Genomic DNA, 13141 nt, shown 5'->3' on the forward strand with positions numbered 1-13141 from the left:
AATTAAATCAGCAATAACTTATGGATATTATGGAGGCATCATGGCAGGCATGATTGACCGACGTCAACTTTTTCAGCGCTGCGCCTGCGTGGCCTTCAGCGGCGGCATAGCGGCCACCTGGGCGCGCTACGCCGAGGCGGCCGACAAGCCGGTTGCGCTGCCCGAGATGCGGGCGCGCGAGGCGGCACCGGGCTGCTGGTACGTCGAGGGCCTGTCGGCGCTCGGCTCGCCGGCCAACCAGAACTTCATCTCCAACGCCGGTTTCATCGTCACCTCGGCCGGCGTGGTGGTGGTCGACGCGCTGGGCTCGCCGGCGCTGGCCGAGCGCCTGCTGGCCGAGATCAGGAAGGTGACGCCGCAGAAGGTGACGCACGTGGTGGTGACGCACTATCACGCCGACCACGTCTACGGCCTGCAGGTGTTCGAGCAGGCGGGCGCGAAGATCATCGCCCACCAGGCCGGGCGCGAATACCTGTTCGCCGACACCGCGCGCCTGCGTCTGCAGGCCTCGCGCGAGGAACTGGCGCCGTGGATCGACGACAAGACGCGCCTGGTGGAGGCCACCGAGTGGATCGACGGCAGGCGCGAGCTGAGGCTGGGCGACACGCAGCTGGTGCTGCAGCCGGTCGGCCCGGCGCACACGCCGGAGGACCTGGCGGTGTACCTGCCCGCCAGGAAGGTGCTGTACGCCGGCGACCTGGTGTTCCGCAGCCGCGTGCCCTTCGTCGGCCAGGCCGACAGCCGCAACTGGATCAAGTCGCTCGACAAGTTGCTCGGCTTCGACACCGAGGTCATCATCCCCGGACACGGGCCGGTCTCGACCGAGGCCCGCAAGGACATGCAGCTGACGCGCGACTACCTGGTCTACCTGCGCAAGACCATGGGCAAGGCGGCGCTGGACATGACGCCCTTCGACGAGGCCTACAAGGCCACCGACTGGAGCCAGTTCGAGCACCTGCCGCTGTTCAATGCCGCCAACCGCATGAACGCTTACAACACCTACCTGCTGATGGAGCACGACCCCGAATGAGCATCCGGCGCCCCCTGGACCACCCACGCCGCCGCAGCCTGAAGGCGCTCGGCCTGCTGGCGCTCGGCGCCGGCGGTGCATTGGCGCAACGCGGCGCGCTGGCACAGGGCCGCACGCTGCCGCTGTCGTCCTCGCTGCAAGACGAACTGGCGCAGGCGCTGAAGGCACGTCAGCCGCTGGTGGTCATGGTCAGCCTGCACCGCTGCCCCTGGTGCGAGGAGGTGCGCAACAACTACCTGGCGCCGATGCAGGCGCAGGAGGGCCTGCCGGTGGTGCAGGTCGACATGCTCAGCCCGGCGGGCACGCGCACGGTGCAGGGCGAGCCGATCACGCACGATGCGCTGGTGCGCGGCTGGAAGATATCGATGGCCCCCACGGTGCTGTTCCTGGGCGCCGGCGGCAAGGAAGTGGCCGAGCGCCTGGTCGGCGGCTCGCCGGATTTCTACGCCGCCTACCTCGACAACCGCCTGGCACAGGCGCGCAAGGCGATCAACGGCTGATGTGCCCGGGAGCGAGGACGCCGGACCACCGAGGATTGACAGACACCCGTCTGATCAGCGAAGGTAGGCCGCGTTGCGAGGCAACCCCACCACAGCACAGGAGACCGACATGCCCTACGCCACCCGAATCCGCGCCCTGCTGGCCTGTGGCCTGCTGGGCTTCAGCCTCGGCGCCATGGCGCAGGTGCCGGCCATCTTCAAGGACGCCGACCTGAAGCTGGGCGAGAAGCTGATCGCCGAGAACAAATGCAACCAGTGCCACGCGCAGAAATGGACCGACGACGGCAAGGCCATCTACCGGCCCAAGGGGCGCATCAACACGCCCGGCCTGCTGCGCGGCATGGTGGAGCAGTGCAGCGTCCAGCTCAACCTGAGCCTGTTCCCCGAAGAAGTGACCGCCATCGCCGCGGTGCTGAACCGCGACCATTACCACTTCAAGCAGTAGCCACCCGCACCAGCCAAGCGCCAGATCGGCTGGCTTCACCCCCGGATAAACCCTAGCTCAATTGGGGTCAAAACGGCTTTAATATCAGCGATTGCGCATATACAAATTTTTAGCTCCATGGCAGACGATCAACTTCAACCCGCACCAGCCAGTCTGGACCGCGGGCGCCTGCGCAAGGCGCCCGAGAGCTTCCTTGACCAGGCTGGTGTCCGCGCCGTGTTCGCCGAAGGCAAGCGCGGCCGGCGTGACTTCATTCGTGGCGCCTTTGCCGCGGCCGTAGCCGGCGGCGCCGCCGCGCACGCGGCCGCGCAGGGCGCGGCACCTGCGGACGGCGATCCGGCGATTCTCAAGCTGCCGGCGCACAGCACCGGCCTCGGCCAGCCGGTGGTGACCGATGGCTACGGCCGCCCGTCCAAGTTCGAGGGCAACGTGCAGCGCCGTCAGAGCCCCGGGCTGACGCAGTCGAACCAGTCCTCGGTGTCGTTCGCGCCGCTGCAGTCGCTGTTCGGCATCGTCACGCCGAGCGGTCTGCACTTCGAGCGCCACCACCAGGGCTGGTGGGACGTCGATCCGGCGCAGCACCGCTTCATGGTCAACGGCATGGTGAAGACACCCAAGGTGTTCACCATGGACGAGCTGATGCGCCTGCCTTCGGTGTCGCGCTTCTATTTCATTGAGTGCGGCGCCAACACCGGCATGGAATGGGGCAACGTGGCCGTGCCGACGGTGCAGTACTCGCACGGCATGCTGTCGTGCAGCGAGTTCACCGGCGTGCCACTGATCACCCTGCTGGAGATGGCCGGCGCCGACCTCAAGGGCGGCAAGTTCGTGCTGGCCGAGGGCGCCGACGGCTCGTCGATGACGCGCACCATCCCGATGAGCCTGGTCACCAGCGGCCAGGTGCTGGTGGCCTACGGCCAGAACGGCGAGATGCTGCGACCCGAGAACGGCTACCCGCTGCGCCTGGTGGTGCCGGGCGTGCAGGGCGTGAGCTGGGTCAAGTACCTGCGCCGCGTCGAAGTGGGCGACAAGCCCTGGGGCGCCAAGGACGAGGCGATCCACTACGTCGACCTGCTGCCCGATGGCACGCACCGCCAGTACACCAGCATCCAGGAATGCAAGAGCGTCATCACCACGCCCTCGGGCGGCCAGGTGCTGCTCGACAAGGGCTTCTACAACCTGAGCGGCCTGGCCTGGTCGGGCCGCGGCAAGGTCAAGAAGGTCGACGTGTCCACCGATGGCGGCCGCAACTGGCGCGCCGCGCGGCTGGAAACGCCGGTCATGGACAAGTGCCTGACGCGCTTCAACATCGACTGGGTCTGGGACGGCAAGCCGGCCATCGTGCAAAGCCGTGCCACCGACGACACCGGCTACGTGCAGCCCAGTTCCAAGCAGCTGCGCGCGGTGCGCGGCACGCGCTCGATCTATCACAACAACGCGATCCAGTCCTGGCTGGTGCAAGAAAACGGCGAGGTGAAGAATGTCCAGCTCTCGTAAAGCGCTCGCCGCGCTGGCATTGGCCGCGTTCGCCCTGCCGTTGCTGGCGCAGGACAGGTTCCCGGGCATCGGCCGTGCCGCGACCCCGAAGGAGGTCGCGGCCTGGGACATCGACGTGCGGCCCGACTTCAAGGGCCTGCCGGCCGGCAGCGGCAGCGTCGCCGCCGGCCAGGACATCTGGGAAGAAAAGTGCGCCACCTGCCACGGCTTCTTCGCCGAATCCAACTCGGTGTTCACGCCGCTGGTCGGCGGCACCACGGCCGAGGACGTCAAGACCGGCCGCGTCGCCAACCTGACGCGCACCGACTACCCCGGCCGCACCAGCCTGATGAAGGTGCCCACGGTGTCGACGCTGTGGGACTACATCAACCGCGCCATGCCCTGGGACCGGCCCAAGTCGCTCAAGCCCGACGAGGTCTACGCGGTCACCGCCTTCCTGCTCAACCTGGCGCACGTGGTGCCGCAGGACTTCACGCTGTCGGACAAGAACATCGCCGAGGTACAGCAGAAGATGCCCAACCGCAACGGCATGACCACCGCGCACGCCATGTGGCCGGGCAAGGAGCTGAATGGCGCCGCCAAGCCCGACGTGGTCGGCACCGCCTGCATGAAGGACTGCGGCCCCGAGCCCAAGATCAGCTCGCGGCTGCCGGAGCACGCCCGCGACGCCCACGGCAACCTGCGCGAGCAGAACCGCACCGTCGGGCCGCAGCGCGGCTCCGACACCAGCAAGCCCGAGGGCAAGCTGGGCGACGCCGCCGGCCCGGTGAAGGTGGTCGGCCCTGTCGGCGGCACGGCCAGCCCCAATGCGGCAGCGATCGCCCTGACGCAGAAGCACGCCTGCACCGCTTGCCATAACATCGACGGCAAGCTGGTCGGCCCGAGTTTCGTCGACATCGCCAAGAAGCACGGCGGCAAGACCGACTACCTGGCGGGCAAGATCAAGAGCGGCGGATCGGGCGTCTGGGGCGACATCCCCATGCCGCCGCAGAGCCTGCCCGACGAAGACACCCAGGCCATGGCGGCCTGGCTGGCAGGCGGCGCGGGCAAGTAGACGCCCAGCCTGCGGCATTGGGGTCGGCACGGATGGGGAATTTCCCCATGGCATGCCGACTCAAACCCATTAGCATCCACTTAACTTTCAGGAGATCCACGCGATGCAGACCCGTCGACAAACCCTCAAGCAAAGCGCCGTCGTGGCTGGCCTGCTGGCCGGCACCGGCCTGTTCCCGCAGTACGCGCTGGCCTTCAACAAGGCCGCGTTCGAGGCCAAGAGCCTGAACGACGCGCTCAAGGCCCTGGGCGCCAGCGGCGCACCGGCCGAAAGCAGCTCGGTCACCCTGACCGCGCCCGACATCGCCGAGAACGGCGCCGTGGTGCCGCTGGCTGTCGCCAGCACCCTGCCGAACGTCAAGCAGCTGGTGCTGCTGGTCGAGAAGAACCCGAACGCGCTGGTGGCGGTGTTCAACGTTTCGCCCGAGGTCGAGGCCAATTTCGCCACCCGCTCCAAGATGGGCGAGTCGTCCGACGTCTACGCGGTGGCCATCACCGCCGACGGCAAGGCGCACTACGCCAAGAAGGAAGTCAAGGTCACCCTGGGTGGCTGCGGCGGGTAATGACTTCCCCCCTTCAGTCGCCTGCGGCGCCTTCCCCCGGGGGACGGCGCCAGTGGCCGGGCCAAGCCCGCTCCACGGCGCCCCCGCCCGGCCTGCTCCGCGGCCACTCGAACGTTTTGATCAGATACTGAATTTAGGAGAAAAGACATGGCAGATCCGATGCGAATCCGCGCCCAGGCCGCTGGCGACAAGGCCACGGTGCGCGTACTCATGAGCCACGAGATGGAATCCGGTCAGCGCAAGGACGCGTCCGGCAAGCTGGTGCCGGCCTGGCACATCCAGGACGTCACCGCCAGCCTGAACGGCAAGCAGGTGTTCTCCTGCGAATGGGGTCCGGCGGTGTCGAAGAACCCGTTCCTGCAGTTCACCGTCAAGGGCGCCAAGGCCGGCGACAAGATCAGCGTGAGCTGGAAGGACAACAAGGGCGAGAGCCGCACCGACGAAGCCACGGTGTCATAAGCAGCGCCCCGCAAGGACTGCCTCGCAGGCGCGAAGGCGGACCGGTCGAACACCGCGTCCGCCTTTTTCTTTTTTCGAAGCATCTCACTCTGAGGAGACAAGCAGCAATGAGACAAACAGGCAAGGCGCAACTGGCGCTGGCGCTGGCGGCGGTGGTCGTCAGCGGTGGCGCGCTGGCGCAGGAAAAGACCTCGATCCAGGCCATCGAGGAATACCGCGAGATGCTTCAGGACGGCAACCCGGCCGAACTGTTCGAAGCCAAGGGCGAGGATCTGTGGAAGAAGGCGCGCGGACCCAAAAACGCGTCGCTGGAGAAATGCGACCTCGGCAAGGGCCCCGGCGTGGTCAAGGGCGCCTTCGTCGAACTGCCGCGCTACTTCAAGGACACCAACAAGGTGCAGGACCTGGAGTCGCGCCTGCTGACCTGCATGCAGACACTGCAGGGCATCGACCCGAAGGAAGTCGTCAAGGGCCAGTGGGGCCGCGGCGAGCGCGCCAACACCACCGCGCTGGCGACCTGGATCGGCGCGCAGTCCAAGGGCATGGCCTTCAACCTGCCGCAATCGCACCCGCAGGAGCGCACCATGTACGAGGTCGGCAAGCGGCTGTTCTTCCAGCGCGGCGGCGCACACGACTTCGCCTGCGCGTCCTGCCACGGCGAGGAAGGCAAGCGCATCCGCCTGCAGGACCTGCCGCAGCTGACCAAGAACCCGGGCGACGGCATCGGCTTCGCCGCCTGGCCGGCCTACCGCGTCTCCAACGGCCAGATGTGGAGCATGCAGCATCGCCTGAACGACTGCTATCGCCAGCAGCGCTTCCCCGAGCCGGACTTCGCCAGCGACGTCACGGTCGCGCTCGGCGTCTACCTGGGCGTGAACGCCAAGGGCGACAAGTCGGCCGTGCCCACCATCAAGCGCTGAAGGAGACCACCGAGATGAAGAAGCATTCCATTACCGTCGCGGCCGCCGCGCTGCTGGGCGCCGCCGCACTGGTGGCCGGCTGTGCCGCCGGCGGCGGCAGCGCCGCCCCGGTCGCCTCCTCGGCCGAACTCGACGCGCTGACGCAGAAGATCGTCAAGGCCGACTTCCACGACAAGGGCATCGTCAAGGTGGCCGAGGCGTTCCGCGACGACGAGACCCTGCGCGCCTGCAACGCCGCCGACGTGGCCGGCAAGCCGCTCGACGAGGCCACCGCCAAGCGCATCGAGGCGCTCAACATGAAGACCATCAAGTGGCCTTCGAACGGCAAGTACCTGGGCGACTGGAAGGAAGGCGAGAAGATCGCCCAGAGCGGCCGCGGCATGACCTGGACCGACAAGGCCGGCAGCGTCAACGGCGGCAACTGCTACAACTGCCACCAGATCGACAAGAAGGAGATCTCCTTCGGCACCATCGGCACCAGCCTGTACAACTACGGCAAGATCCGCGGCGTCACCGACCCCAACAGCCCGGCGGCGCAGGAGATGGTCAAGTACACCTGGGGCAAGATCTGGAACAGCAAGGCCTACAACGCCTGCTCCAACATGCCGCGCGCCGGTCACATGGGTATCCTGACGGAAGACCAGGTGCGCCACCTGGTGGCGCTGCTGCTGGATCCCAAGTCGCCGGTCAACCAGTAAGCCATCCCGCAGCCCGGCCCGGCCGGGCTTTTTTATCCCCTATACATCAGTCACTGCTGATATGAATCTGACCAAACGCGAATTCATGCAAGTCCTGGGCGCCGCCAGCGCCGCCGGCATGGGCCTGGGGCGCTTTGCCGACGCCAGCGCGCAGACCGCGGCCGACGGGCTGTACGACATCCCCAGGTTCGGCAACGTCTCGTTCCTGCACATCACCGACTGCCACGCGCAGCTCAAGCCCATCCACTTCCGCGAGCCCAGCGTCAACCTCGGCGTCGGCGAGATGAAGGGCAGGCTGCCGCACCTGGTCGGTGAAGGGCTGCTCAAGGCCGCCGGCGTCAAGGGCGGCACTGCCGAGGCGCACGCCCTGACCTACCTCGACTTCGAGCAGGCCGCGCAGCGCTACGGCAAGGTCGGCGGCTTCGCGCACCTGGCCACGCTGGTCAAGCGCATCCGGGCCAACCGTCCGGGCGCGCTGCTGCTGGACGGCGGCGACACCTGGCAGGGCAGCGGCACGGCGCTGTGGACCAAGGGCCAGGACATGGTCGATGCCTGCAAGCTGCTCGGCGTCGACGTGATGACCGGCCACTGGGAGTTCACGCTGGGCATGGACCGCGTGAAGGAAATCATCGAGAAGGACTTCGCCGGCAAGCTCGACTTCGTGGCCCAGAACGTCAAGACGCTGGACTTCGGCGACCCGGTGTTCAAGCCCTACGTCATCAAGCAGATGAACGGCGTGCCGGTGGCCATCATCGGCCAGGCCTTCCCCTACACGCCGATCGCCAACCCGCGCTACATGGTCAAGGACTGGGAATTCGGCATCCAGGACGAGAACATGCAGAAGATGGTCGACGAGGCCAGGGCCAAGGGCGCGCAGGTCGTCGTCGTCATCAGCCACAACGGCATGGACACCGACCTGAAAATGGCCAGCCGCGTGCGCGGCATCGACGCCATCCTGGGTGGCCACACGCACGACGGCATGCCGGTCGCCAGCGTGATCAAGAACGCCGGCGGCCAGACGCTGGTGACCAATGCCGGCAGCAACAGCAAGTTCCTCGGCGTGCTCGACTTCGACGTCAAGAACGGCAAGGTGGCCGACTACCGCTACAAGCTGCTGCCGGTGTTCGCCAACATGCTGCCGGCCGACAAGGAGATGGACGCGCTGATCACCAAGATCCGCGCACCCTACGAAGCCAAGCTGAGCGAGCAGCTCGCCGTCACCGAGGGCCTGCTGTACCGCCGCGGCAACTTCAACGGCACTGGCGACCAGCTCATCGTCGACGCGCTGATGGAGGTGCAGGGCGCCGACCTGGCCTTCTCGCCCGGCTTCCGCTGGGGTACCACCCTGCTGCCCGGCCAGCCGATCACGCGCGAATGGCTGCTCGACATGACCGCCACCACCTACAGCTACGCCACCCTGACCGACATGAAGGGCGACATGATCAAGACCGTGCTGGAGGACGTGGCCGACAACCTGTTCAACCCCGACCCCTACTACCAGCAGGGCGGCGACATGGTGCGCGTGGGTGGCCTGACCTACGCCTGCGACCCGACCGCGGAGATGGGCAAGCGCATCAGCGACATGCGCCTGAAGGGCCAGCCGATCGACGCCGGCAAGACCTACAAGGTCGCCGGCTGGGCGCCGGTGGCCGAGGACGCCGCCAAGGCCAGCAACCCGATGGTGTGGGACCTGGTCGAGAAATGGCTGAAGTCCAAGGGCGGCAAGGTATCGCCGCGCCAGCTCAACACGCCGAAGCTCACGGGTGGGCTGCCGAATCCGGGCTACGCAGCCTGATTCGCCTGACCGCTGTTCCCTGAACAGCCAGCCCCGCAGGTTGCGCAAGCACTGCGGGGCTTTTTCATGCCGATTGGAGGTGAGGCATGCCAGGTGGCCTATCCTGACCGGTCGGAACCGATCTGACTTGAGCCGTTCTGACCCGAGTGTTCGCCGCACTGCCCACCTCATGCACGACGCCTTGGATTTCCCAATTCACGCTGCGGGCAGGCTCAGCGACGCCCTGCTTGCCGAGGGCTTCTCCAGCTTCGGCCAGTTGGCTGAACACGTGCGCTCGCTGCCCTATGCGCGAACCGCGTCCAGTACCGACCCACTCGCCGTGCTCAAGCAAGCGCGCGGCACCTGCAGTGCAAAGCACCAATTGCTCGCCGCCGTAGCACACGAATGCGGCCACACGGAGGTCCAGCTCACGGTCGGCATCTACCAGATGTGCGAACAGAACACGCCGGGCGTCGGTCCGGTGCTGCGCGCGGCGTCCCTGCCATGGATCCCCGAGGCGCATTGCTACCTCGCCGTCGATGGCGAACGGTTCGATTTCACGGGACTTGCGCGGGGCAGTTCGTCACCATTCAACGCCTTGCTGAGCGAACATGTCGTGTTACCCGATGAGTTGCCGCAATCCAAGCTGCGCCTGCACATGCAGGCGATAGCCAACTAGGCACCGACGGCCGGCCTTTCAACTGGAAGCGCATGGGCCATGCGGGAGGCCTGCATAGTAGCATTGACGGCCACCAACCATTCGGCTGCGTGACGCGCGCTCCGCACACCATCCTCCATTCCTCCATTTGCCACCAATGGACTCAGGCATCAGGTCCACGGCGCTACAAGATGACGGCCATCCGGCAAAACAAGGGTTACTGGCAAACCGACTACAACTGGTCGCAGCGCGGCGGCAAATGGACCGACCTCACCGACGTGATGCTGGTCGGCACGGCCGACAACCCAGGCTGCGCGCAGGCCTTGGAGGATGGGTCGGCCAGCAGGACAAGGACCAGGCGAAGGTCGACGGGATCGGGCGGGAGATCTTCTACGCCGGCGGCGTACAGGGCTAGCTGGATTGGCCACATGGTCAGGCCGGCGATTCGTGCACCATCTTCCTGCACTCGCACGGGCAGGACGCGTTTGACAGCCGGAGTCACTACCCGCGCGGGGTATTCGACTTCGTGCACGCGCGCGGCTGTACCGGCCTGAGCTGGGCGGAGGCGCGGCATGACCGGCCCGACCATCGGCTCGAATGGCCTTGAGCCCGCTCGATCAAGCAGTTTTTTTGAGCCAGGCGGACTTCGTCGCGTCGAATGCGGCTAAGGAACGGAGGCCATGGTGGCCCGCTGATGCGCGTGCGGCCGACGGCAGTCCCTTGGGCCGCCAAGGCCATCGCCACCGGCGATTGGCCATACTCGGCCGGTAGCCCCATCATGTCGTGCACCGGCCGCGCCGGCCGGCGTTGCGGCGCGATCACCAGAGGAGCCCATGAGCAAGAACAACTACCACCGCAAGCAAATCGCAGGTCGGCCGCTGCACGCCGAGACACAGATGATGTCCTACGGCTTCGATCCCTTCCTGACCGAAGGGTCGGTCAAGCCACCGGTGTTCCTGACCTCGACCTTCGCCTTCCGCTCGGCCGAGGACGGCGCGCGCTTCTTCGACCTGGTGTCGGGACGCGTACCGCTGTCCGAGGGCGAGTCGGCCGGGCTGGTCTACAGCCGCTTCAACAACCCCAACCTGGAGATCGCCGAGGACCGGCTGGCGCTGCTCGACGACTCCGAGGCGGCGCTGGTCACCTCCAGCGGCATGTCGGCCATCAGCGCCGTGCTGCTGACCTTCCTGCGACCGGGCGACCAGGTGGTGCAGTCGGCGCCGCTGTACGGCGGCACCGAAACGCTGATCTCGAAGATCCTGGCCGAATGGGGCATCGGCACCCACGTGATCGCCGACGGCCTGTCGGAACAGGCGATAACCGATGCGCTGCAAGCCGCAGCCAGCCGAGGCCCGGTTCGGCTGGCCTACGTGGAAACGCCGGCCAACCCGACCAACGCGCTGATCGACCTGCAGGCGCTGGCGCGGCAGATCGATGCCTTCGAGGCCCGGCATGGCCAGTGGCCGATTTCGGTGTGCGACAACACCATGCTGGGGCCGATCTTCCAGCAGCCGGGCGCGCACGGGATCGACCTGTCGGTGTATTCGCTGACCAAGTACGTCGGCGGCCACAGCGACCTGGTGGCCGGCGGCGTCACCGGTCGCCGGGCGCTCATCGACAGGGTGCGCGCCACGCGCGGCACCTACGGCTCGCAACTCGACCCGCACTCGGCCTGGATGCTCACGCGCTCGATGGAGACCGTGGTGCTGCGCATGAACCAGGCGGCCCGGACGGCCAGCGCGGTCACCGAGTGGCTGGCCGGCAACCCGCACCGGAAGCTCACCGTCCACCATCCCGAGCAGGTCTCCGACGAGGTCTACCAGGCGGTCTATCGGCGCCAGTGCAGCGCCGCGGGCTCGACCTTCTCGTTCGTTCTCGAAGGCGGCCGCGCGCCGGCGTTTCAGCTCATCAACGCCTTGAGCCTGTTCAAGTCGGCGGTCAGCCTGGGCGGCACTGAGTCGCTGATCTGCCATCCCGCCTCGACCACGCACTCGGGTGTGCCCGCGGCGGCGCGCGAGGCGGCTGGGGTGTCGGAAGGCCTGATCCGCGTCTCGATCGGCCTCGAGCACGCCGAGGACCTGATTGCGGATCTGGATCAGGCCTTGCGCGCGCTCGGCTGATACCCGCTCAGCGTCAGTCCCGCGTCACCCGCAGCACTTCCTCGCGGCTGGTGATGCCGTCCCGGATCAGCCGCTCGCCATCGTCGGGCATCAGCTGCATGCCCCTGGCCAGCGCGGCGGCGCGGATGTCGGCCTCGGGTGCCTGGCCATGTACCTGCGCGCGGATGTCGTCGTCGAGCACCAGCAGTTCGAACACGCCGGTGCGGCCCGCGTAGCCGGTGCCGCCGCAAGCGTCGCAACCCTGACCTCGGCACGCTGTGCAGTACTTGCGCACCAGCCGCTGCGCCAGCACGCCCAGCAGCGAGGATGAGAGCAGGAACGGCTCCACCCCCATGTCGATCAGCCGCGTCACGGCGCTGGCGGCGTCGTTGGTGTGCAGGGTGGCCAGCACCAGGTGGCCGGTGAGCGAGGCCTGGATCGCGATCTGCGCCGTCTCGATGTCGCGGATCTCGCCGATCATCACGATGTCCGGGTCCTGGCGCAGGATGGCGCGCAGCGCACGCGCGAAGTCGAGGTCGATCTTCGGGTTGACCTGGGTCTGGCCGACGCCGGGCAGGTCGTACTCGATCGGGTCCTCCACCGTCATGATGTTGTTGCGGCTGGCGTCCAGGCGCGCCAGCGACGCGTACAGCGTGGTGGTCTTGCCGCTGCCGGTAGGGCCGGTGACCAGGATGATGCCGTGCGGCTGCGCGATCAGGTGCTCGAACTTCCGCAGCACCTCGCCGTGCATGCCGACGGCCTCCAGGCTCAGCTTGCTCTCGCTCTTGTCGAGCAGGCGCAGCACCGCGCGCTCGCCGTGCGCGTTCGGGATGGTCGAGACGCGCACGTCGATGGCGCGCGTGCCCAGCCGCAGGCTGATGCGGCCGTCCTGCGGCAGACGCTTCTCGGCGATGTCCAGATCGGCCATGATCTTCAGGCGGCTGATCAGCGCCGCGTGCAGCGCGCGATTCGGCTGCACCACCTCGCGCAGCGCGCCGTCGACCCGGAAGCGCACGCTGGAATGGCGCTCGTAGGGTTCGATGTGGATGTCGCTGGCACCATCGCGCGCGGCCTGCGTCAGCAGCGCATTCAGCATGCGGATGATGGGCGCGTCATCGGCCGACTCCAGCAGGTCCTCGACCGCCGGCAGTTCCTGCATGATGCGCGACAGGTCGGCGTCGCTCTCGACCTCGCTCACCACCGCGGCGGCGCTGCTCTCGCTCTGCGAGTAGGCGCTGCTGATGCGCAGCGCCAGCGTGGACGGATCGGTCTGCTGCAGCGCCAGCGGCAGTTCGCCACCGCCGTAGCGGCGCATCACCTCGCCGAGCGCCGAGCCGTCGGGCTGGCCGTTGTGCCACAGCGTCAGGCTTTGGTCGTCGTCCTCCAGCAGCAGGCCGGCCGAGCGGGCGAAAGCGTAGGGCAGCGGGTAGCGCATGCGCGTGCGG

At 67.3% G+C, this 13141-nt stretch carries 13 protein-coding genes; 12 read left to right on the top strand and 1 reads right to left on the bottom strand.

What is annotated here, in order from left to right:
- The first annotated feature begins 49 nt into the window (after nt 1-49).
- From PK606_RS02935 to PK606_RS02990, 12 genes are all read left to right on the top strand, one after another.
- On the top strand, nt 50-1030 hold the full coding sequence (locus tag PK606_RS02935) for an MBL fold metallo-hydrolase (protein WP_502920777.1): 981 nt from the start codon (nt 50-52) through the stop codon (nt 1028-1030).
- Nucleotides 1027-1530 carry a thioredoxin fold domain-containing protein gene (locus PK606_RS02940; protein ID WP_324560447.1) on the top strand — a complete coding sequence of 168 codons (504 nt, stop codon included), beginning with the start codon at nt 1027-1029 and terminating at the stop codon, nt 1528-1530. Before PK606_RS02935 ends, PK606_RS02940 begins: the two co-directional genes overlap by 4 nt.
- Before the next feature lie 109 nt (nt 1531-1639).
- Complete coding sequence (locus PK606_RS02945; RefSeq protein WP_324560450.1) at nt 1640-1975, top strand: hypothetical protein; 336 nt, start codon at nt 1640-1642, stop codon at nt 1973-1975.
- A gap of 117 nt (nt 1976-2092) precedes the next feature.
- Complete coding sequence (gene soxC / locus PK606_RS02950; RefSeq protein WP_324560452.1) at nt 2093-3472, top strand: sulfite dehydrogenase; 1380 nt, start codon at nt 2093-2095, stop codon at nt 3470-3472.
- Entirely contained in the window at nt 3456-4526 is a 1071-nt protein-coding gene (locus tag PK606_RS02955; protein ID WP_324560455.1) for a c-type cytochrome, read from the top strand. Before soxC ends, PK606_RS02955 begins: the two co-directional genes overlap by 17 nt.
- Before the next feature lie 103 nt (nt 4527-4629).
- Nucleotides 4630-5088 carry a thiosulfate oxidation carrier protein SoxY gene (soxY, locus tag PK606_RS02960; protein WP_324560458.1) on the top strand — a complete coding sequence of 153 codons (459 nt, stop codon included), beginning with the start codon at nt 4630-4632 and terminating at the stop codon, nt 5086-5088.
- A 147-nt stretch (nt 5089-5235) separates the two neighbouring features.
- Nucleotides 5236-5547: a thiosulfate oxidation carrier complex protein SoxZ gene (soxZ, locus tag PK606_RS02965; RefSeq protein WP_324560462.1), complete on the top strand. Its 312-nt coding sequence runs from the start codon at nt 5236-5238 to the stop codon at nt 5545-5547.
- A 107-nt stretch (nt 5548-5654) separates the two neighbouring features.
- Nucleotides 5655-6467, top strand: a complete 813-nt coding sequence (gene soxA / locus PK606_RS02970; RefSeq protein WP_324560465.1) for a sulfur oxidation c-type cytochrome SoxA — start codon at nt 5655-5657, stop codon at nt 6465-6467.
- A 14-nt stretch (nt 6468-6481) separates the two neighbouring features.
- Nucleotides 6482-7165, top strand: a complete 684-nt coding sequence (gene soxX / locus PK606_RS02975; RefSeq protein ID WP_324560468.1) for a sulfur oxidation c-type cytochrome SoxX — start codon at nt 6482-6484, stop codon at nt 7163-7165.
- Between the two features lie 61 nt (nt 7166-7226).
- Entirely contained in the window at nt 7227-8960 is a 1734-nt protein-coding gene (gene soxB, locus PK606_RS02980; protein ID WP_324560470.1) for a thiosulfohydrolase SoxB, read from the top strand.
- 169 nt (nt 8961-9129) lie between these two features.
- A complete protein-coding gene (locus tag PK606_RS02985) occupies nt 9130-9618 on the top strand; it encodes a hypothetical protein (protein ID WP_324560473.1) in 489 nt (162 codons plus the stop codon).
- Between the two features lie 812 nt (nt 9619-10430).
- Complete coding sequence (locus PK606_RS02990) at nt 10431-11717, top strand: cystathionine gamma-synthase family protein (protein ID WP_324560476.1); 1287 nt, start codon at nt 10431-10433, stop codon at nt 11715-11717.
- A 13-nt stretch (nt 11718-11730) separates the two neighbouring features.
- Here PK606_RS02990 and PK606_RS02995 read toward each other — a convergent pair whose 3' ends face one another.
- Nucleotides 11731-13131 carry a GspE/PulE family protein gene (locus tag PK606_RS02995; RefSeq protein ID WP_324560479.1) on the bottom strand — a complete coding sequence of 467 codons (1401 nt, stop codon included), beginning with the start codon at nt 13129-13131 and terminating at the stop codon, nt 11731-11733.
- Between the last annotated feature and the right edge of the window lie 10 nt (nt 13132-13141).

Origin of the sequence: Ottowia sp., from assembly GCF_035444425.1 — a bacterium.
Classification (GTDB): Bacteria; Pseudomonadota; Gammaproteobacteria; order Burkholderiales; family Burkholderiaceae_C; genus Ottowia.